This window comes from Maribellus sediminis, assembly GCF_011799805.1.
GTDB classification, from domain to species: domain Bacteria; phylum Bacteroidota; class Bacteroidia; order Bacteroidales; family Prolixibacteraceae; genus Draconibacterium; species Draconibacterium sediminis_A.
Window position 1 is genome coordinate 48,103 of the sequence record NZ_WXUB01000005.1, and the last position, 20,540, is coordinate 68,642.

At 42.9% G+C, this 20,540-nt stretch carries 18 protein-coding genes; 5 read left to right on the forward strand and 13 right to left on the reverse strand.

From position 1 onward, the window contains the following. Nucleotides 1–9: 9 nt before the first annotated feature. Nucleotides 10–828: an alpha/beta hydrolase gene (locus HFD85_RS17640; RefSeq protein WP_167612912.1), complete on the reverse strand. Its 819-nt coding sequence runs from the start codon at nt 826–828 to the stop codon at nt 10–12. A gap of 198 nt (nt 829–1,026) precedes the next feature. On the opposite strand from HFD85_RS17640, the gene HFD85_RS17645 reads away from it, so the two are divergent. From HFD85_RS17645 to HFD85_RS17655, 3 genes are all read left to right on the forward strand, one after another. Next, on the forward strand, nt 1,027–2,073 hold the full coding sequence (locus tag HFD85_RS17645; RefSeq protein WP_167612914.1) for a DUF481 domain-containing protein: 1,047 nt from the start codon (nt 1,027–1,029) through the stop codon (nt 2,071–2,073). 71 nt (nt 2,074–2,144) lie between these two features. Continuing rightward, the gene (locus HFD85_RS17650) at nt 2,145–3,653 is read left to right on the forward strand and encodes an NAD(P)H-hydrate dehydratase (protein ID WP_167612916.1); all 1,509 of its coding nucleotides are present in this window, start codon (nt 2,145–2,147) and stop codon (nt 3,651–3,653) included. 270 nt (nt 3,654–3,923) lie between these two features. Then, on the forward strand, nt 3,924–5,168 hold the full coding sequence (locus HFD85_RS17655) for a radical SAM protein (RefSeq protein WP_167612919.1): 1,245 nt from the start codon (nt 3,924–3,926) through the stop codon (nt 5,166–5,168). A gap of 16 nt (nt 5,169–5,184) precedes the next feature. Here the strand turns inward: HFD85_RS17655 and aat are convergent, their stop codons facing one another. Further along, the gene (aat, locus tag HFD85_RS17660) at nt 5,185–5,925 is read right to left on the reverse strand and encodes a leucyl/phenylalanyl-tRNA--protein transferase (RefSeq protein ID WP_206082016.1); all 741 of its coding nucleotides are present in this window, start codon (nt 5,923–5,925) and stop codon (nt 5,185–5,187) included. A gap of 48 nt (nt 5,926–5,973) precedes the next feature. Here aat and HFD85_RS17665 point away from each other — a divergent pair, with 48 nt between their 5' ends. Next, a complete protein-coding gene (locus HFD85_RS17665) occupies nt 5,974–7,101 on the forward strand; it encodes a DUF4831 family protein (RefSeq protein ID WP_167612921.1) in 1,128 nt (375 codons plus the stop codon). Between the two features lie 329 nt (nt 7,102–7,430). Here HFD85_RS17665 and HFD85_RS17670 read toward each other — a convergent pair whose 3' ends face one another. Further along, nucleotides 7,431–8,960, reverse strand: a complete 1,530-nt coding sequence (locus tag HFD85_RS17670) for a peptide MFS transporter (protein WP_167612923.1) — start codon at nt 8,958–8,960, stop codon at nt 7,431–7,433. A 216-nt stretch (nt 8,961–9,176) separates the two neighbouring features. On the opposite strand from HFD85_RS17670, the gene HFD85_RS17675 reads away from it, so the two are divergent. Next, nucleotides 9,177–10,637, forward strand: coding sequence for an aminoacyl-histidine dipeptidase (locus HFD85_RS17675; protein ID WP_167612925.1), 1,461 nt, complete (start codon nt 9,177–9,179; stop codon nt 10,635–10,637). Between the two features lie 82 nt (nt 10,638–10,719). Here the strand turns inward: HFD85_RS17675 and HFD85_RS17680 are convergent, their stop codons facing one another. From HFD85_RS17680 to miaA, 10 genes are all read right to left on the reverse strand, one after another. After that, nucleotides 10,720–11,142 (reverse strand): VOC family protein, encoded by a 423-nt coding sequence (locus HFD85_RS17680; RefSeq protein ID WP_167612927.1) that lies wholly within the window; start codon nt 11,140–11,142, stop codon nt 10,720–10,722. A 4-nt stretch (nt 11,143–11,146) separates the two neighbouring features. Continuing rightward, nucleotides 11,147–12,247, reverse strand: coding sequence for an alanine racemase (locus tag HFD85_RS17685; protein WP_167612929.1), 1,101 nt, complete (start codon nt 12,245–12,247; stop codon nt 11,147–11,149). A gap of 6 nt (nt 12,248–12,253) precedes the next feature. After that, nucleotides 12,254–13,684, reverse strand: coding sequence for a nicotinate phosphoribosyltransferase (locus HFD85_RS17690; protein ID WP_206082017.1), 1,431 nt, complete (start codon nt 13,682–13,684; stop codon nt 12,254–12,256). Between the two features lie 151 nt (nt 13,685–13,835). Beyond that, nucleotides 13,836–15,113, reverse strand: a complete 1,278-nt coding sequence (locus tag HFD85_RS17695; protein WP_167612931.1) for an adenylosuccinate synthase — start codon at nt 15,111–15,113, stop codon at nt 13,836–13,838. A 166-nt stretch (nt 15,114–15,279) separates the two neighbouring features. Continuing rightward, a complete protein-coding gene (locus tag HFD85_RS17700) occupies nt 15,280–15,723 on the reverse strand; it encodes a Fur family transcriptional regulator (RefSeq protein ID WP_167612933.1) in 444 nt (147 codons plus the stop codon). 67 nt (nt 15,724–15,790) lie between these two features. Continuing rightward, complete coding sequence (locus HFD85_RS17705) at nt 15,791–18,019, reverse strand: RelA/SpoT family protein (RefSeq protein ID WP_167612935.1); 2,229 nt, start codon at nt 18,017–18,019, stop codon at nt 15,791–15,793. Nucleotides 18,020–18,030: 11 nt separating this feature from the next. Beyond that, the gene (locus HFD85_RS17710) at nt 18,031–18,531 is read right to left on the reverse strand and encodes a D-glycero-alpha-D-manno-heptose-1,7-bisphosphate 7-phosphatase (protein WP_167612937.1); all 501 of its coding nucleotides are present in this window, start codon (nt 18,529–18,531) and stop codon (nt 18,031–18,033) included. Then, nucleotides 18,521–19,102 carry a D-sedoheptulose-7-phosphate isomerase gene (locus tag HFD85_RS17715; RefSeq protein ID WP_167612939.1) on the reverse strand — a complete coding sequence of 194 codons (582 nt, stop codon included), beginning with the start codon at nt 19,100–19,102 and terminating at the stop codon, nt 18,521–18,523. Before HFD85_RS17715 ends, HFD85_RS17710 begins: the two co-directional genes overlap by 11 nt. Then, a complete protein-coding gene (locus HFD85_RS17720; protein WP_167612941.1) occupies nt 19,077–19,556 on the reverse strand; it encodes an NUDIX hydrolase in 480 nt (159 codons plus the stop codon). The genes HFD85_RS17715 and HFD85_RS17720 overlap by 26 nt, the downstream gene beginning before the upstream one ends. Beyond that, entirely contained in the window at nt 19,549–20,460 is a 912-nt protein-coding gene (miaA, locus tag HFD85_RS17725) for a tRNA (adenosine(37)-N6)-dimethylallyltransferase MiaA (protein ID WP_167612943.1), read from the reverse strand. The genes HFD85_RS17720 and miaA overlap by 8 nt, the downstream gene beginning before the upstream one ends. Between the last annotated feature and the right edge of the window lie 80 nt (nt 20,461–20,540).

The window sequence follows — 20,540 nt, forward strand, 5'->3', positions numbered from 1 at the left end:
CAATTTAAATTATTGGTTGAGCGATTGAATTTCTTTCAGTAAAAGTTCCAGCGCCGGTGAAGCCATTCCGCCATGATCGAATCCATCGAGTTCCAGTAGTTTGGTTTGTTGGTTTCCCGCCACTTTCATCATGCGGTACATGTAGGCATTTTCTTCGTAGCGGCCCAGCATTTCCAGCTCACGGTCGCCGGTAATCAAAACAAGTGGAGGAGTTTTTGCTTTTACAAAATAGAGCGGAGCATATTCATCAATAATCGGCTGTGTCCCCGGGATTCCACGTTCTTCGCGAACCGTGAAATGCGTGATGGTATGTCCGCTAAAAGGCACCAGCATCGCAATGTCGTCAGCATCGATACCGAAGTCGGCCAGGTAATGTTTATCGAGTCCGATCATCGATGTGAGATAGCCACCGGCTGAATGCCCCGAAACCACAATCTTATCTTTATTTCCGCCGTAATTTTCAATGTTTTTGAAAGCCCAGGCAACGGCTGCGGCCGCATCTTCGATATAAACCGGGCACTTTACTTTTGGATAGAGCCGGTAATTTACCCCGATAACGGCGATGCCATTTTCTTTAAGTTTTTCAGGAATGAATTTTTCGCCACCGGTCAATCCTCCGCCATGAAACCAAACAACAGTGGTAAAATCCTTTGTATTCTCGGGATAATACAGGTCGAGCTTGCAACGTTCGGCGACGTATTCATCTGCAGCTTGTTCGGTTTCGGTTCGGTAAGGAATATCGGAAACAAGTTTGTAGTTGGTTTGAGCAATAACGATGTTCATGCCCGCTGATATCAGGATAAGAAAAGTGCTAAATACGAATTTCATATTATATGGTTTTTGTCGATCGAATAAAGATAAAGGAATTTGCAGTATTCAATAAAAAGATCGAATTCAAAATGCTTTCATGGCAGTATTTCTACTGTTCTTTTAACACCACATGTTGAAGAAAAGGTAAAGGATAACTATTGAGGTTACCGTAAACCTTTATATTTTGCAGTAAATTAGAGAAAACAAGATTTTTCGATGAATCTAAACATAAATTTTAACCGTCATATTCGAAAGCTCATTGTCGGAATAGCTGCATTTCTTTTAAGCCTCAATGCATTTTCGCAAAACGATACGGTTTATACGGTAACGGGCGATAGGATTGTTGGTGAGATTATTTCCATGAAACTTGGAGTTCTGACCTTTGACACAGACTATGCCGATAAAGAATTTCAAATTGAATGGCTGGAAGTGGAAGGTTTGGTGTCGTCGAGGTTTTTTGTGTTTTATACACTAGATGGACGACGTTTGATAGGAAATATAAAATATGTGGAAGGTTCCGAACGCATTGTAAGAGTACATACTTTTTCTGCGAGTATTTCTGTTTCGCTATACGAGATTGTTGAGATTAAGCCGGTGGAATCGAAGTTCAAGGACCGGATAAAAGTGCTGCTCGATGCCGGATATTCGTTTACAAAGTCGAACAGCACCCATCAGTTATCGATAAGTGCAAACGCGAATTATCAAACCGAAAAATGGCTTTGGGAAGCGGATTATAATAAAGTAGGAACCTATCAGGAACAAATTGATGCTTCAACAAGGACATCGGGCGGATCAAATTTTAACTATTTCCTAAAAGGGAAAATGTTTGTTTTTGCCGGCATGGAATTTCTAAGCAACAGTGAGCAAAAACTGGATTTGCGTCGCACTGCTAAAACCGGAATAGGTTATTATATCTTCCGGACCAACCGGTGGTACCTCGGAACAGGTGCAGGTATAGCCCGGTCGTTTGAAAAATTCGGTGGCGATGCGCCCGTTTCGGATCGAAACTTCGAAGGAATGGGAGTGATAGATTTAAATGCCTATGATATTGGCGATTTGAACCTGAAGGCGAAATTCAATCTTTATCCGGGGCTCACCGCAAAAGGTATTCGTGTGAATTCAGAATTTTCGATGAAGTACGACCTTCCGCTTGAGTTTTATGTGAAATTAAGCTTTATCCACGATTTCGACAGCGATCCGGCCATTGATGTTTCGAAATCTGACTTTGTTTTTCAAACCAGTATCGGATGGGAATGGGATTAATTCCTACCGGTTTATACCAGCATGGAGTGAAGCTAATTTTGTAATTTTAGTTAAAAATAGCAACCAGTACTATGAAGCTTTTTACGACCAAACAAATCGCCTTACTCGATCAATACACCATAAAGAACGAACCCATCGAAGATATCGATTTGATGGAACGTGCCGCTTTGCAGATCACCAACTGGATTATTCAGCGTTTTTCCAACGAGCGCAAATTCATCTTTTTTGCCGGCCCCGGAAATAATGGTGGCGATGCCTTAGCTGTTGCCCGGCAAATGGCCGAACTCGATTTTCAGTGCGAAGTTCGGTTGATGGATTTTGGCAAAGATCTAAAAGGTTCTCCGGCGATTAACTGGCAACGTTTGGAAGATCAGAATAAAGTTGAACTGAAAAAGATCAGCACGATTGATGCGTGCACTGATGTGGATGAAAACGATGTTTTTGTTGATGGTTTGTTTGGTTCAGGATTGAGCCGGCCATTGGAAGGACTTCCGGCACAGATCGTATCCTTCATGAATCAAACTACGAATACAATCATTGCCATTGATATTCCGAGTGGATTGATGGGGGAGGACAACACCGGGAATAATTTCGAAAATATTGTGCGAGCCGATTTCACGCTAACATTGCAGTTCCCAAAACTGAGCTTCTTTTTTGCCGAGAACGAACAGTTTGCAGGCGATTGGGAAGTGCTGCCAATTGGTTTGCATCCCGATGGAATAGAACAGGAACATTCTGATTTCCACTGGTTGGAAAAGGCGGATATCCGCAAAATTCTGCCTGTTCATTCAAAATTCGATCACAAAGGAACACTTGGTCATGCTTTGCTGGTTTCGGGTAGTTTTGGCAAAATGGGTGCAGCAGTTCTGGCTTCAAAAGCCTGTTTGCGGGCAGGGGTGGGTTTACTAACCACTCATGTTCCGCGATTGGGTTATACCATTCTTCAAACTTCGGTTCCGGAGGCTATGGCAAGCGTGGATCAACACGATTCTGTCATTACCGAATTTCCAAAACTCGATCCTTATTCGGCCATTGGAATCGGTCCGGGAATCGATCAGAAGCATAATACACGGAAAGCGCTGTGTGCGTTATTGGAATGTGCACGGGTTCCGCTGGTGCTCGACGCTGATGCGCTGAATATTCTATCGATGCAAAAAGAGTGGTTGGAAAAATTACCCGCAGGATCGGTTTTAACACCACATCCCGGTGAATTCCGGCGGATGGTTGGCGAGGCAGAAAATTCATATCAATACCTCCAAAAACAAATTCAGTTTTCAAAAGATCACAACTGCGTGGTAGTTCTGAAAGGGGCTTATACCAGCATTTCTTCTCCGTCAGGAAAGTTGTGGTTTAACTCAACCGGAAATCCGGGAATGGCCACCGGCGGCAGTGGGGATGCACTCACTGGTATTATCCTCGGGCTGCTGGCCCAGGGACTTTCGTCGGAAGAAGCTGCACAGATTGGCGTTTATATTCACGGACTTGCCGGGGATATTGCTGCAAAAGAACTTTCCGAATTTTCGATGCTCGCCGGCGATCTGATCAATCATCTTGGAAACGCTTTTAAAAAGCTGATTTAGACTCGCTGTTTAACTTGTATTTCAGGCTGTTTTATTTCCGCTTATTCAATTTTTCCGGATGTAATTTATATTGTCCTTTTCCGTATTTTTGATTCATGAAATCGGAATACATGAACACAACTTGTCAAATAGCAAAAATCCGTTCGGCTTCTTATAAGCAGGACCAGCTGCTGATGTTCATGTACATCTTTTCCGAACTCTAATTCCACCCGTAAATTTTCTTGTTTTCCCCCTTTAAATCATTGGTTTTACTATTAAGTTTTTGCCGAAATGGATGCTTATTTGAAATGGCAGAATTCGCTGGTGAATAAAAACAAGGCGGAAATTGCCGGATGGGAGGAGTTGAGTTGGCTGAATGGTTATAATTCAGGTGAAGCTCAGGAACAAAGAGATAAATTGATCAGGAAACTGAAAGGGAGTTTGTTATTTAAAGAAACCAAGCCTTATTACAATCAAATCTCGAATGGTTGTAAACTTTGTGGATTGGGGCAGTGGAGTTGTTTGTTCATCACCGGAAAATGTAATGCCTCGTGCTTTTATTGTCCGACCTCGCAGCTAAGCGACGATGTACCAACAACACAGAACCTTAGTTTTCCGGATGCGCGTGCCTACGCCGAATACGTGAATCATTTTAATTTTAAGGGAGTAAGTTTTAGCGGAGGTGAGCCGCTGTTGTTTTTCGAGCGGACGCTGGAGTATCTGAAGCAAGTCAGGAAACATTGTAATCCGGAAATTTATACCTGGATGTACACCAATGGTATTTTAGCTGACGAGCGGAAATTTCGTAAGCTGGCGGCAGCAGGTTTGAACGAGGTGCGGTTTGATATTGGAGCAACTGCTTATAAACTAGATAAAGTAAGGCTGGCCAAAGGGATTATTCCGAATGTAACCATTGAAATTCCGGCTGTTCCCGAGGAAAAGGAACGACTTAAAACACTCTTGCCTCAAATGATAGAAGCCGGAGTTACGAATTTGAACCTGCACCAGCTTCGGTTGACCAAACACAACTACCGAAACCTGTCGAAAAAGGACTACACCTATGTGTTTGCCGAACATCCACTCGTTTTGGAGTCGGAGCTGGCTGCGCTCGAAATTCTGGATTATGCGCGTGAGCATAACCTGAAGATAGGGGTTAACTACTGCTCGTTTTATTTTAAGAATCGATTTCAGAAAGCCGGTTTTCGAAGTCGCCTCGCACATTCACTGGCCGATCCCGATGATGTGTTCACACAAAACGGTTATATCCGCGAATTTACAGGTGATTCGATTGGCTACAAGTCCATCCGGATTTTTGACGCAAAACCAGAATTGTACTCAACACAGGAGTTCGCGATTCACAACAAAACCTTTTATTTTATGAAGGAACAGGTGATGAAAACTACCTTGCTTGATCCTGAATACCGGATAAAAGTGGAACAGTTGATCAACCGTGAACCTGTAGAAATTCCTTCCGATCCGCTTTTATTCCGCATCTGGCAACTGGAATACATCGAAAATGGATTACGGGAATATTAAACAATCTTGTTTGATGTCAGACCAGATCGGTCCATTTTCCCTGAAGTGTTTTTGAAGTAAGTGCTTTTTTCAATAATGCCAGAAATTCGGAACGTGGAATCTCCTCTGCCCCCAGACTTTTGAGATGACCGGTATTTTGCTGGGCATCGATAAAGGAAAAGTTGTGTTTTAGGGCAAATTGCACGAGGTGAAACAAAGCTACCTTGCTGGCATCGGTTTTGGTAAAAAACATCGATTCGCCAAAAAAGCAATTGCCGATGGAAAGACCATATAAACCACCTACCAGTTTACCTTCGAAATAGCTTTCGAAGGAATGCGCAAAACCCAGTTCGTGCAACTTAACGTAAGCCTCAATAATGTCTTTGGTGATCCACGTTTCATCCTGTGCAGGTCGCGGAATTTGGCTGCATGCGGTAATAACTTCGCGAAAAGCGGTATCCACCTTCAGCTCAAAAGTATTTCTTCGGATAACTTGTGCCAGGCTTTTTCGTAGTTTGAATTTATCAGGGAAAAGCAGCATTCTCGGGTTTGGCGACCACCAGAGAATCGGCTCTCCTTCACAAAACCAGGGATAGATGCCCTGACAATAAGCCGAAAGCAAAAATTCAGGCGAGAGTTGTCCTCCCTGTGCAAGCAGGCCCTCGTCGTCGGCTAAATTCGGATCGGGAAATTCTATCATTTCCTGCAAATATATTAAACCTGCTTTCAAATTCGTATCAGTAATGTTCAACTCAATGCATGCATTTTTCAATTTCATCAAAATAATTTTGATAATTTTGAGTCTTATATTTAAACACGATTCAGAATGAAGAAAAGAGATTTTATGAAGTTCATCGCAATTATAATTGGTTTAATGATTGTGCTGCCCAGTTACGGACAACGCAAGAAGAAAGAAGACGAAGAAGGAATAGTTCCGACCTATGTTGAAGGAATTGCCTATGCTTTGCCTCGCACGGGAATTAAAGTACATGTAGAAGCCATACGCGAAAAGTTTGAACCCGGGCCATATGCCGGTTTTGCCGAGCAATTGCTGGGAATTCAAAATGCAAAAACAAGACCTTCGGTAAAATGGTCGATTACGAATATGAAAATCGAGACCTTTGCTGAACCCGATCCGGAGCAAGTGCATAAAGCCATGGGTGAAGGTGCGTTTACGATCAGTCTGGCTGCCAATGGTTGTATTTCGGGCATAAATTCGCCTAAAACAACTGAGTTGCCGCTTCAAACTTCTTCGAATAAAACTTTTCAGAAACCTGATATCGACGACGGTTTTTCATTCGATTATTTCTCCGATACGCCATTTGTAATACCGGGTGATTCTACCAATAATTTCAGGCCAACACGTGTAAGCGTTGAGCAGAAAGCTGCAGAGGCTGCACAACGTGTGCTCGATTGCCGTATGAACCAATACGATCTGGCCGCACTTCGAATCGATGGCGAATATCCCGACGGGAAAGCTTACGAAGTGAGTTTGGAAGAATTAAAACGCACGGAGCAGAATTACATCAAATTATTTGTTGGACGCACGACGTACAAAACCGAAACTTATAGTTTTGATTACGTACCCGGATCGAAGGATAACAATACTGCAGTAATTTTCAGAATCTCGGAAGAAAATGGCGTTGTTCCTGCCACCGATCTTTCAGGAAAACCGGTGATGATAGAATTTGACGAAGTAAGCGGTTTGACCGACAAATATAAAAGTGAAGCGGTTTCAGAGAATCCGGAGGCCGGAAGTAGCGGAGTTTACTACCGCATGCCGGGAGTAGCCAACATAAAAATTACGTACGAGTTAAATACGCTGGCTACAGCACGTGCAACTATTGCACAGTTCGGTGTTATTGCCCCTTTCCCTGAAGATCTTCTGGGAGGTGCTTATGCTGTTGAATTTCATCCCGAAACCGGCGCGATTAAATCGGTTGAGTTGAAATAGAAGAACAAAATATACGAATGAAAGCCCGGCTGGTAAGCCGGGCTTTTTTGTGAGAATCTCTTATTCATAGTGGATAGAAAGTTCACGTGGAGCATGCAAAGATTTACGCAAAGCTCACAAAGCAAATGATATCAGTTGCTATTACCTCTGCGAATTTTGTGCTTCTTCTTTGCTTTGCGTGAAACAGTTGAGAGAAAAACATTTAACCATGAGTTACTTTTCAGGCTGTGTGGAGCTACTTTTTTGCATCTCTTAAGCCGGCATTCGGGTAAAAAAATACCCGACTTTATAAGCCGGGTATTTCCTGTATTTTTCAACGATGTAATTTCTTACTTAATTCCGTGCATCATTCGTTTCAACCAGGGAGAAAGCAAGATTAAAATCACTGCAATTATTGCTGATTGAATCGCAATCATCCAGAACACCTGGATCTCTGTATCAAGAGCAGTTTCCAGTTTAATGGAAATGGCTTTCATCTGTGACGCTACAAAGTTACCGGCTGCATACGATCCCATCCAGATCCCCATCATGGTTGACACCAGCTTTGGTGGCGATAGTTTGGTTACCATTGAAAGCCCGATTGGAGATAAACAAAGTTCCCCAAAAGTATGAAGCATATAAACCATTGCGAGCCACATCGGACTGATCAGTTTAACTTCGCTGCCTCCGGTCGACCTGGTGTAGGCGATGGCCATTACAACAAACCCAACTGCTAGCATTGTCATACCCCAGGCAAATTTCATCGGCGTGTTCGGATTCAGGTTTTTCTTATCGAGTTTTACCCAAAGAATACTAAACAGCGGCGCAAAGGCTACAATGTAAAAGGCATTGATACTTTGGAACCACGTAGCCGGGATTTCCCAGTTTCCGATCATACGGTTCGTATTGTCGCGGGCGAAAATATTAAAAGTTGTTCCGGCTTGTTCAAATCCACTCCAAAAGAAGATATTAAAAACTGCCAGCACAAGGATTACTCCAACGCGCGACCATTCTGTTTTTCCGTTTGTACCCCGGAAAATAGATGTAGCCAGGAATAAAATACCACCAATAGCCAGAATGTAAATAATAATTGTGCTAACGATTGATGGCATGGCACCCCATCCCAGGATAACGGCAAAAATAAGTCCAACAACACCGGCAACATAAGTTAAAATGTTAAACCAGTCTTTAACGGCCAGTCGAACTCGTTCTGCTTTAACTTTTGGTGGCATTCCAATGTGCCCGAGTGTGTGGCTGCGTACAAAGAACCATACGGTTCCGAGCACCATACCGGTACCTGCTGCCAGGAATCCGTATTGCCAGGCTACCTGCTCGCCAAGTTTTCCGGCAACCAGCGGCGAAAGGAAGGCACCAATGTTGATACCCATATAAAAGATGGTGAAACCACCGTCTTTTCTCGGGTCGTTATTATCGTACAACTCACCCACCATGGTCGAGATATTGGGTTTGAAAAACCCGTTACCGGATATCAGAATTCCTAATCCGGCGTAAAAAATGGTTTGGCGAAGTTCCATGCTGGCATCGGTTCCATGCAACCATGCACTGGTTGCCAAAAGGAATTGCCCGATGGCCATGGTCAAACCACCTATGTATATCGATTTCCGCTGGCCAAGTACTTTGTCAGCCAGCATCCCTCCAATAATCGGGGTAACATACACTAATCCGGTGAAAATACCGTAAATGGTAAATGCATCGAGTTCTGCCATTTCAAATCCACCCGAAGCAAAAGTTGCTGTAAGGAAAAGAACCAGCAAGGCCCGCATCCCGTAGTAACTAAAGCGTTCCCACATCTCACTGGCAAACAGTGTTGAAAGCCCGATCGGATGACCAAAGAAGGCTTTGTTTGAATCTCTACTCATAATAACTATAGGTTTTATTTTCTAAAGCTCGCTAAAATATCAATTATCTTCAAAGAATTCGGTGAAACATATCAGCTTTTGTATTCTTCTGCCTAATTTTATCGACTTTTATTAGAAAAATTTAGCCGAAATTGCACAAAATGTTTTTTCATGTGTTTCATATCAAGTCGGAAAAAATATTGAAGGGTAATAGTATTGAATCAAAAATATATAATTATGAGTGAAGAAATAAAAGTGCTGGAGCCCAAATTATTATGGGGTATATTTTCGGAGCTGACCCAAATTCCACGTCCTTCTGATCACGAAGAACAGGTTCAGGATTGGGCGGTTTCTTATGGCGAAAAACTGGGTCTGGAAACCGTAAAAGATGAAGCGGGAAACGTCATCATTAAAAAGCCCGCAACACCGGGAATGGAAAACCGCAAAACAGTTGTTATTCAGGGGCACCTCGATATGGTTCCGCAAAAGAACAGCGATAAGGAGCATAATTTCGAAACCGATCCGATTGAAGCATTTATTGAAGACGGATGGGTAACTGCCAACGGAACAACGCTTGGCGCCGACAATGGAATTGGTGTTTCTTCTGCACTTGCTGTTCTGGCTTCCGACGATTTGAAACACGGTCCGCTGGAGGTGCTGTTAACGGCCACCGAAGAAACCGGAATGGATGGAGCAATGGGCTTAAAAGCGGGTCTGCTCGATGGCGATATTCTGATCAACACCGACACAGAAGACGAAGGAACATTTAGTATCGGATGTGCGGGTGGAATTGATTTCTCCGCTACTTTTAAGAACAAGCAAAAAAAGGTAGATAAGAATTACGCCGCTTTCAAACTTAGTATAACAGGATTAAAAGGAGGACACTCAGGCGTTGATATTCATCTGGGAAGAGGAAATGCCAATAAACTATTTTTCAGAATTCTAAAAAGTGGGGCAGAAGAGTTGGGAGTGAAACTTTCCCATATTCAGGGCGGAAGTTTAAGAAATGCCATTCCGCGTGAAGCTTTTGGCACCGTGTTGGTGAAAAGAAAAAAGGCTGAAGCACTGGTAGAACTTGTTAACGAAATGGCTGCTACCATTAAAGAAGAACTTGAAAATGTTGAACCGGGATTAACGATCAGGCTCGAGGAAACAGAATTGCCAAAAACCAGAATGGCGGGCTCGTTGCAAAAGAAACTGACCTATGCCGTTTGGGCAGCACCTAACGATGTTGTTCGAATGAGCGACACCATGCCCGGAACCGTCGAAACTTCTTCCAACCTTGCCAATGTAAAAACGGTAGGGGATAAAATTGAGGTTTTATGCCTGGTGCGTAGCTTTTCTGAATCGGCAAAAATGGCCCTGGCATCCCGGCTTGAATCGGTATTTAAACTGGCCGAAGCGTCGGTAAAGCTTTCTGGAAGTTACCCGGGGTGGAAACCTGATGTGCATTCCGAAATTCTGGAGGTGATGACCAACCTTTACGCCGAGAAGTACGGTAATAAACCCAAATTACTGGCGATGCATGCCGGTTTGGAGTGTGGCATTTTAGGTGCCACCTATACCAACTGGGACATGATCTCTGTTGGACCAACCATCAAATTTCCGCATTCACCCGACGAGAAAGTGAACATTGAAACCGTTCAGAAATACTGGGATTTTCTGGTTACTACTTTGGAAAACATTCCGGAGAAATAGTCGATCGCTAGCTATTAAAAAGAATACCATCCGTCAACTGAAGGATGGTATTCTTTTTTGCTCACAACTCGTGGCTCGCGGCTTAAAGCATTAAACTTCCCTGTTCATCAAACTTCCAGAATGGTGCCCAGGCAATTTCCCACGAATGTCCGTCGGGATCGGCAAAATAAGCATCGTAACCACCCCAGAAAGTTTCGCGCGGGGCAACAAGTGCTTTGGCTCCATTTTTAATAACCTGTGTGTACAAAGTGTCCACTTTTTCTTTTGAATCGAGGTTGATGGCCAGCATCACACCTGAAAAACCACTTCGCTCGGGTGAAATTAAGGCATCTTCCGCTAATTTATCTATAGGGTACAAAGCAAGGATAATTCCCAGCTGGTTGAAAAATACAATGTTTTCATCACTGCCTTCAGCCGGTTCCCAATCGAGTGCTTTTTTATAAAAATCGCGTGAAACTTGAAGATCATTTACTCCAATCGTTACAATGTTTAATCGTGGATTCATTGTTTTAATATCTTGGTATCATTCTGATTGTTTCGCCTTCGGTTGTAAGATAGTGCCCCATTAAATTGGCGGTAAGGCACGAGTGAACAGGAATAACCTCTATAAGATCGCCAATATTTATCAAACGGAAATTGGCCGGAGTTACCTTGATGGTACCATGTTCCTGCGAAAGTTTCGAGAGGTAATTGTTGTTATCCAGCAAATGCTTTTCCCCGTCTTTTTGAATCACGATTCTTCCGAAAAGTGGTTTACCATCGGTGTTCAGAATGGTTTCTTTCGAGAAATGAATGGCACCTCCATAGATCACAATCTCGTTTCGTGAAGTGTGTTTCGCCACAACAGGACACATCATTTTTACTGCAATGTCGTCGATGCTGCACACACCGAGATTTTGTTGCATCAGGTCGTAAAACACAAAGTTACCGGGGCGCAGTTCATCTACTCCATCAAAATTGCCGCAAATGCTTGCGGAGGGAGTATCGCCCATACTGATCTCTACCTTTGGGTACGTTTTTTTATAGTGATTTTTTAATGATTTAAGTTTGAGGAGGGCATCGAAGTGACTGCTGAAAATTTCATTCGACGAGCGTGCCTGGTAAGTATGTCCGGTATGTGTAAGAAAGCCTTTAAATTCCAGTTTCTTACATTTTGCCAACTGTTCCAGAATGCCATCAATCAGATTTGTTCGCGAGGATGGAATACCAGTCCGTTGATAGCCGGTATCAATTTTAATATAAACCCCCAGCTTGTGTTTGACTTGCTTTGTAAGAATTTCGGCTACTTCAGCACTTTCAACCAACACATTCAGTTTTGCCGTGGCTGCAAGCCGGTTAATCAGACCGAGTTCCAGAACATTAACCGGAAAGGCGATTGTTACATCTTTCCATCCGTTGGTGATAAAATATTCCGCCATACGCACCGATGAAACGGTAATGGCATCAACACCAAACAAGCGGAACCATTCGCCAATTTCTGCCGACTGATGCGTTTTAAAGTGCGGACGGAAACGTAAATTGTACTTCGCTGCCTTTTGCGCCATACGTTCGATGTTGCGCAAACAAACTTCTTTGTCGAGTACTAAAGTGGGCCTGATAATTTCAATCATTTCAAACTAACTGGTGTAACGTTTAATTTTATTCGTCAAGGTATTTCTCGCGTTCAACAATTGGTCTGAGGTTCCAACTTTGTATATGTGAGGGCTTATAAATCGTTTGTGTTCATCGGGTAAAAGTGCCGCTCTGGTTTCGAGGTAAGCATGAATTTCAGGAGGCGTTTTTTTGTCGATCAGGATCTTCCCTTTTTCATAAACTTTCGAAAAGAGGCTTTCGCTTTGCAGTCCTTTTATTCCTGTATTCTTTTCAGGATAAACCGGATGATACAGCGTTTCAACCGCCATTGGATCTTCATTGTCGAGAAGGATTCCATCCCTGTAAAACTTGCCTTCTTCATCCAGGTAACGCACTACTTTCTTTTTCCCGGGCAAGGTAACTTTTTCAATGTTTTCGGAGAATTTCATTTTTGGTTCTCCGTCTATTTCTGCCAGTTTGTAAACTCCATCAAGTGCTGCGTTATCTTTCCCGGTAATCAATTCGGTGCCTACTCCAAAAGCGTCGATGCTGGCGTTTTGGTCTTTTAGAAGTGTTTTAATAACGTATTCGTTCAATTGGTTGGAGGCAATGATTTGTACCTTTTCAAAGCCGGCATTATCGAGCATTTTACGGGCTTTTTTACTTAAATAAGCCAGGTCGCCGCTGTCTAAACGAATGCCAATTAAGCGCTCTCCGTTTTGCTCCATTTCTTTTGCAACGGTAATGGCATTAGGTACTCCTGATTTTAGCGTGTCATAGGTATCTACTAAAAGAATGGTGTTTTTTGGATGTGTTTTGGCATAGGCCCTAAATGCTTCAAGCTCGTTGTCGAAACTTTGAATCCAACTGTGCGCCATGGTCCCGCTTATTGGTATGTTGAACAGTTTACCGGCCAATACATTCGACGTTGAAGAAGCACCACCAATACAAGCGGCACGACTGGCGTGCAAGGCTCCCAATCCCTGTGCACGTCGCAAACCGAAATCGGCAAATATTTTCTTTTCTGCCGCGAGTTTTATCCGGTAGGCTTTTGTGGCAATCAGCGACTCGAAGTTCAGAATATTCAGTAGCAAGCTTTCAATCAGCTGGCATTCAATAATGTTGCCTTCCACCCTTAATAAGGGTTCGTTAGGGAACACAATTTCACCTTCATTTACGCTGTGAATCGTTCCTCCGAAATGAAAATTTTTAAGGTAGTCGGTAAACTTAGCATCCACACCCTGATCTTGCAAAAACAGGAGATCGTCGTCGGAATATTGAAAATCCTGAAGCAGCTCGAGGAAATCATACAAACCGGCAAACACGGTAAATCCGCTTTTGTAAGGATTGGTCCGGAAATAATAATCGAATGTTACCTGCTGATCCTTTTTCCCACATTCAAAATAACCCTGCGCCATGGTCAGTTCGTAGAAATCGGTATAAAGACCCATGTATTGGTTATTGAGATGTCCCATCCGCTGCAATTTGAATTGCATTAAATATAACCAACAAAATCAGGATAGAAAACAAATTGCTTAACTACATTAAAAATATAGTCGAAACATTATGGATTTTTAATGTCCGCTTTCAATTTGCTACAAGGGGGGATTGAATGTAAACGGTATTTTATTCCTGCTCCAGAAAAATGGTTTGTTCACGATTTGGTCCAACAGAAGCTACGGTAACCGGAATACCCATTTCATCTTCAATGAAACTGATGTAATTGTTTAGTTCTTCAGGAAATTCATTCTGATTTTTGATCTTTGTCAGATCAGTTTTCCAACCCGGAAGATCAACATAAACCGGTTTTACGTCGTCGTTCAATTCGAACGGGAATTCCTCAACTACTTCGCCGTCAATTTCGTAACCAACGCAAACTTTAATAATGTCGAAATCGTCAAGCACATCGGCTTTCATCATGATGAGCTCTGTAACTCCATTCAGCATCACCGAATATTTCAGGGCTACCAGGTCGAGCCAGCCACAACGGCGCGGACGTCCGGTAGTTGATCCGAATTCGTGACCGGCATCGCGAAGTTTATCGCCGGTTTCATCGTGTAATTCAGTTGGGAAAGGCCCCATTCCAACACGGGTACAATAGGCTTTAAAAATGCCAAAAACCTTACCGATGGTCTGCGGCGCAATTCCAAGTCCGGTACAGGCACCTGCACAAATGGTATTTGAGCTGGTAACAAAGGGGTACGAACCAAAATCGATGTCGAGCAAAGTGCCTTGTGCTCCTTCTGCCAAAACCGATTTTCCTTCTTTTAACGCATTGTTGATCAGGTGCTCGCTGTCGACAATGTTGAATGATTTCAGTAGTTCAACGCCCTCGAACCAATCTTTCTCACATTCATTCAGCATTTCGGTGTAATCGAACTTAAAGAACTCGGTGAGCATTACCTTGTGGTTATTGATACGTTGCGTGTATTTCTCGTCAAAATTGTGCAGCAGGTCGCCAACACGCAAACCGTCGCGGCCAATTTTATCTTTATAAGTTGGGCCAATTCCTTTTAATGTTGATCCGATTTTTGTTTCACCTTTTTTCTGTTCCGACGCAGCATCGAGTATGCGGTGCGTTGGCAGGATCATGTGTGCCTTTTTCGAAATGTAAAGATTTTTCGAAATATCAACTCCGATCTTACTCAGCGATTCAATTTCTTTCTTGAAAACCACCGGATCGATCACCACGCCGTTTCCGATAACATTAATTTTGTTTTCGCGGAAAATACCCGACGGGATGGTGTGCAGTACGTGTTTAATATCGTTAAATTCCAATGTGTGGCCGGCGTTGGGTCCTCCCTGAAATCGGGAAATAACATCGTATTTCGGAGTAAAAACGTCAACTATTTTTCCTTTTCCTTCATCTCCCCACTGGAGACCCAATAATACATCTACCTTCATTTGAATTTTGATTTTATTTTACATGCAAAACCGTGAAAATTAATCGCTGCGACAAATTTCCACGGCTTTCAGTTTAAGCAGTTAAAAGTAGTAATTATTTCAATGCGCAGGCACAAAAAAATCCTCCCAAAAGGAAGGATCTTAGCTTTTATTTAAAACTTTGCTATTATTCCGGTTTTATATTTTCCCCGTAAATGTAAAGGGTGTGGTGCGAAAGTTTGAAGTTGTTTTTTCGGCACGCATCTTCAATAATCTCCCTGATTCGCGGATCATAAAATTCAACGACTTCTCCGTTGGTAATGTCGATGAGGTGATCGTGTTGCAGGGTTGCAAATGCCCGTTCAAACTGGGCAATGTTCTTTCCGAACTGGTGTTTAACCACCAGCTTGCAATCGAGTAACAGATCGATTGTGTTGTATAGTGTAGCACGACTGACGCGGTAGTTGTTGTTCTTCATCGAAATGTACAACGATTCGATGTCGAAATGCCCGTCGCGACAATAAATTTCATCTAGAATAGCAAACCTTTCGGGAGTCTTTCTGTGTCCGTTCTTCTCCAGATATTCGGTAAACATGTTCCTTACCGTTTCCCGTGTCTTCTGGTTATTCATAATTAAACCAATTTTAAATAGGACTCAAAAATAAAATTTTTTTTGATTCTTTTAGAATGGATATAAATTATTCATTCAGGTTTTCAACACGAGTTACGTTTTCTATTCCTTTTATCGTTTTTAAACGGGAAATTAATTCGTGTAAGTCGTCGGCATTGTGGATATAAAGAAACAGGTCGCCACTGAAAATGCCATCGTGGGTGTCGAATTTCACCGAACGCATGTTAATGTTGTGTCCTTTCGAGATCACATTAGTTACTTCGTTTACAATTCCAAGGCGATCGAAACCGTCGAGACTGAGCCGGGTGAGGTACGATTGGCGTTTGAATTTGGTCCACTCGGCCTGTATAATCTTGTCGCCTTGATTGGTAAGAAATTTAGCCACTTCGGGGCAACCGGTTTTGTGAATGGTAACGTGGTCGTCGGTACTCAGGTAGCCTACCACCGGATCGCCCGGGATGGGATTACAGCATCTGGCCAGCGAAAAACTGATGTTATCCTGGGTTTCTTTAAGCAGAAATGTTTTTTTCTTATCGATTTTCTGCAAAGTTACTTCTTCCTCCTCCTCTTCTACTTCCTTCTTCTTGCCGCCTCCGCCAAATGTAATGTTCCAGTACTTAACCAGTTTGTTTTCCGACTTTTTGCCAATAATCTCCTTAATGTTTTTTAAATCGATAAAGCCCATTCCTACCTCGGAATACAGCTGGTCCTTGTTGTTAAGGTTAAAGTGGGCAGTAATTTTTTTTAGGTTGTTCGAACTGAGCGGAGCATTTACCGATTGGAAAGCTTCTTCAATGATTTCTTTCCCTTTCTGAATATGTTTGCTTTTTTCGAGTTTGAAGGCGTTCTTGATTTTTCCGCGGGCTTTTGCCGTTGATGAGAACTTCAGCCATTCGGGTTTAGGAACCTGGTTTTCGGAAGTAAGAATTTCTACCTGGTCGCCATTTTGTAAAACATGGCTGAGTGGAACCAGTTTGAGGTTGATTTTTGCCCCGATGCACTTGTTCCCCAGATCGGTATGGATCTCGTACGCCAGATCCAATACTGTTGATCCCTGTGGCAACGAAAGCATGTCGCCCTTTGGGGTGAATACATTTATTTCGGTGGCGTAAAGGTTCAGTTTAAAATCATCCAAAAATTCAAAGGCATCGGCATCATCGCTTTGCAGGATTTCCCTGATCTGCTCGATCCACGGATCAAGTTCGTTTTCGAAAGTGCTGATGTCTTTATAGCGGTAATGTGCTGCAAATCCGTGTTCAGCAATGTCATCCATTCGGTCGGTTCGAATCTGAACCTCAACCCAGTTACCACGCGGGCCCATTACCGTTACGTGCAGCGATTCGTAGCCATTTGCCTTTGGCGTGGTTATCCAGTCGCGAATACGGTCGGGTTTGGGTTTATAAATGTCGGTAACAATGGAAAGTACATCGAAACACTGCCTCTTTTCCGAGATTTTCGGGTCGGATTTTATAATGATGCGAATGGCCAGAATGTCGTAAATTTCATTAAACGACACCGACTTCTTCTGCATTTTATGCCAGATGGAATAGGAGCTTTTTAAGCGGTGATTGACAACACAGTCAAAATCCTCGTTTTTTAATTTTTCGACAATGGGCTGAATGAATTCATTAACCAGGTACGTACGTTTTTGTTCCTGGTCGTGCAGCATCAGCTGAATTTTATTGTATTCCTCCGGATGTTTATGCTTGAAACTGAGTTCCTCCAGTTCGTTTTTAATGGCATGCAATCCCAGACGATGAGCCAGCGGCACATATAGAAACAGGGTTTCGCCGGCAATTTTAATTTTCTTTTGCGGTGCCATCGAATCCAGCGTCTGCATGTTGTGAAGCCGGTCGGCAATTTTAATGAGGATCACCCGCACATCGTCCGACAGCGTCATCAACATTTTTTTCAGTGTGAGCGCATGTCGTGAATCAAAATCGCCCGAAAGTTTGGTCAGGCCATCAACTATTCGGGCAACGCGTTCGCCAAACATATTTTCAATGTCGGAAAGCCGGTATTCGGTATCTTCAACTACATCGTGCAACAGGGCAGCAACAATTGAAGTGGCTCCAAGACCAAGATCAACGGCAACAATCCGCGCCACTGCGATGGGGTGAATAATAAATGGTTCCCCCGACTTGCGCTTAATCCCATCGTGTGCGGCATTCGAAAAACGAAAAGCTTTTTCGATACGTTCAAGCCGTCCTTCATCAAATTTCACTTCCAGAGTCTTTCTTAAATCCTGGTAGCGATCCTCAATCTGTCGTATTTCAGCTTTTGTGAAATGTTGCACTTTTGCCTGTATTAGTTATTCCCTGTTCTGTAAGCCCCTTTTTCTAAGAGGTTTTGAATATATAAATTCTTTCCAATTCCAGCCTTTTCACCGGCCACAATATCACGTTTTTTATCGCCGATCATTACCGAATTTTTAGCATCGATGGCATATTCATTTATTGCCTCAACAATCAAGCCCGGTTTTGGTTTTCGGCATTCGCATTCGCCTGTAAGCTCGGGCAGGTGAGGGCAATGGTAAACTTTCTCGATAGGAATCCCCTTTTTACGGAATTCATCCTTCATCCATTCGGTAAGTTGAAGGTAATCGTTTTCGGTATATAAACCACGTGCGATACCCGATTGATTGGTAATGATAAAAATTAAATAGCCTTGTGAGACATATTCCAGGACCAGCTCAAAAATTCCGGGTTGAAATTCAAAATCCTCGATCCTGAAAACATAGCCTTTATCGATGTTAATGGTGCCATCCCGATCGAGAAAAAGGGCTTTTTGTTGGTGTTTAGTTTTCATTGCCGAAAAGCGCTTGCTCAACATTTCCGCACAAAATATGGCCGATCAGCAAATGAATTTCCTGAATACGCGGAACATTTGTTGAAGGTACTTTGAAACAATAATCACTGAGTCCGGCCAGTTCTCCACCACTTTGGCCGGTTAAAGCAACCGTGACAAAGCCCATTTTACGGGCCATTTTAAAAGCTTCAACAATGTTGGCCGATGTGCCCGAGGTGGAAAGTCCGATCAAAACATCGCCATTTTGTCCGAAGCCTTCGATGTATCGCGAATAGATCCTTGAAAAATCGTAGTCGTTGGCTACAGCTGTTACAAACGACGAATTTACATGACAGGCTTCTGCCGGAATAGGTTTTCGTTCGAGATTAAATTTACCCGACAATTCTGCCGCCAGGTGTTGCGCTTCAGCAGAACTGCCTCCGTTACCGCAAAAAATGGTTTTCTTTCCGTTTTGATACGCTTCAATAATTTTTTCTGAAACCTCTTCAATAAGTTGTGCGAAAGTGCTGTCGTTCAAAATCTCAGCACTCAGATCGGCTAATTCTTTAATCTGCTCGAAGCTTGTTGGCATTTATTGTCTGTTTTAATTTCCCGACAACAAATTTATCAATCGGGAAAGTAATATCGGCTTCTTTTAGTGTATTTATTTTTACCCAACGGAAACTTTGTGTTTGTGATCCTCCTGTTTCGAAATCGAAAGCTTTATCAGAAATGGTGAATTTCAGCGGTTGTTTCAGGTCCACCAGATAGTAAACACTAATGAGTTGTGTGTTCTCGAAAAATAAGGCCGGCTGATGAAAATCGGTGGTGTAAAAATGCCGGATGTTTTCAATTTCCTGCCCACTGCATTCTTCGCGGAATTCCCGGATCAGTGCGTCGGTGATGCCTTCACCAAATTCTACGCCTCCGCCGGGGAACTTGGTCATTTTCATGTTCAGTTCAAATTCATCCGAAAGCAGGATTTCTTCTTTTTCATTAATTACAAGGCCATAAACCCGCAGCAGAAATCTTCCTTTTTTATCCATTTGTTTTAATCTGTTGGGTTATATGCTCAATTATTCTGGCTGTTTCATCCGGTGTAAACCAGGTCATTTCTTCATCGCGCCTGAACCAGGTGAGTTGTTTCCGGGCATAACGGCGCGAGTTTCTTTTTATCAGTTCAATGGCTTTTTCTTCGCTGATTTCGCCGTCGAACCAGGCAAATAATTCGCGATAGCCGACAGTGTTGAGCGCAGTCAGGTGTTTCTGCGGATACACTTTGCGGGCTTCATCAATCAGTCCGCTTTCTACCATCAGGTCAACACGCCGGTTAATACGGTCGTGAAGTAGTTCCCGGTCGGTATTCAACCCTATTTTAATGATTCTGAAAGGCCTTTCCTTTTTCGGATTGGTGCGAAACGATGAATACGGTTTTCCGGTCATCAGGCTGATTTCCAAAGCATGAATTATTCGCGCCGGATTTTTCAGATCGACGGTTTCATAATAAGCGGGATCCAGTTTTTTTAGCTGAAGTCGCAAACTTTCAAGCCCTTCATCTTCGAGTTGTTTCTTCAAGTCAGCGCGAATTTCGGGATCGGCGTCGGGCATGCTATCGATGCCATTGCACACTGCATCGATATAAAGCATGGAACCACCCACCATAAACAAAATATCGTGTTGCTGAAAAAGTTTGTCCAGCACACTTAGCGCTTCTGTTTCATAGCGGCTGGCATTATAATTCTCGTTGATGGAGTGGGTTTGTATAAAATGATGCGGGACTGCCTGTAGTTCCTCCTCCGAAGGTACTGCTGTGCCAATATGCAATTCTTTGAATAGCTGCCGCGAATCGCACGAAACAATTTCAGAATGAAAAGAACGTGCAAGTTCAATACTTACAGCCGTCTTTCCAATACCGGTTGGTCCGGTGAGCACCACAAGCGTTTTTGGCATAAATCAGTGTTTGCCACAAAATAATGACAAAAAAAAGACTGTTCAAAATGAATTGAACAGTCTTGGAATTTCTTAAGATT

Excerpts from the sequence above, each read along its gene's own strand:
- HFD85_RS17640 (WP_167612912.1), bottom strand. The coding sequence starts at position 828 with ATGAAATTCGTATTTAGCACTTTTCTTATCCTGATATCAGCGGGCATG.
- HFD85_RS17645 (WP_167612914.1), top strand. The coding sequence starts at position 1,027 with ATGAATCTAAACATAAATTTTAACCGTCATATTCGAAAGCTCATTGTC.
- HFD85_RS17650 (WP_167612916.1), top strand. The coding sequence starts at position 2,145 with ATGAAGCTTTTTACGACCAAACAAATCGCCTTACTCGATCAATACACC.
- HFD85_RS17655 (WP_167612919.1), top strand. The coding sequence starts at position 3,924 with ATGGATGCTTATTTGAAATGGCAGAATTCGCTGGTGAATAAAAACAAG.
- aat (WP_206082016.1), bottom strand. The coding sequence starts at position 5,925 with ATGAAATTGAAAAATGCATGCATTGAGTTGAACATTACTGATACGAAT.
- HFD85_RS17665 (WP_167612921.1), top strand. The coding sequence starts at position 5,974 with ATGAAGAAAAGAGATTTTATGAAGTTCATCGCAATTATAATTGGTTTA.
- HFD85_RS17670 (WP_167612923.1), bottom strand. The coding sequence starts at position 8,960 with ATGAGTAGAGATTCAAACAAAGCCTTCTTTGGTCATCCGATCGGGCTT.
- HFD85_RS17675 (WP_167612925.1), top strand. The coding sequence starts at position 9,177 with ATGAGTGAAGAAATAAAAGTGCTGGAGCCCAAATTATTATGGGGTATA.
- HFD85_RS17680 (WP_167612927.1), bottom strand. The coding sequence starts at position 11,142 with ATGAATCCACGATTAAACATTGTAACGATTGGAGTAAATGATCTTCAA.
- HFD85_RS17685 (WP_167612929.1), bottom strand. The coding sequence starts at position 12,247 with ATGATTGAAATTATCAGGCCCACTTTAGTACTCGACAAAGAAGTTTGT.
- HFD85_RS17690 (WP_206082017.1), bottom strand. The coding sequence starts at position 13,684 with ATGGGACATCTCAATAACCAATACATGGGTCTTTATACCGATTTCTAC.
- HFD85_RS17695 (WP_167612931.1), bottom strand. The coding sequence starts at position 15,113 with ATGAAGGTAGATGTATTATTGGGTCTCCAGTGGGGAGATGAAGGAAAA.
- HFD85_RS17700 (WP_167612933.1), bottom strand. The coding sequence starts at position 15,723 with ATGAATAACCAGAAGACACGGGAAACGGTAAGGAACATGTTTACCGAA.
- HFD85_RS17710 (WP_167612937.1), bottom strand. The coding sequence starts at position 18,531 with ATGAAAACTAAACACCAACAAAAAGCCCTTTTTCTCGATCGGGATGGC.
- HFD85_RS17715 (WP_167612939.1), bottom strand. The coding sequence starts at position 19,102 with ATGCCAACAAGCTTCGAGCAGATTAAAGAATTAGCCGATCTGAGTGCT.
- HFD85_RS17720 (WP_167612941.1), bottom strand. The coding sequence starts at position 19,556 with ATGGATAAAAAAGGAAGATTTCTGCTGCGGGTTTATGGCCTTGTAATT.
- miaA (WP_167612943.1), bottom strand. The coding sequence starts at position 20,460 with ATGCCAAAAACGCTTGTGGTGCTCACCGGACCAACCGGTATTGGAAAG.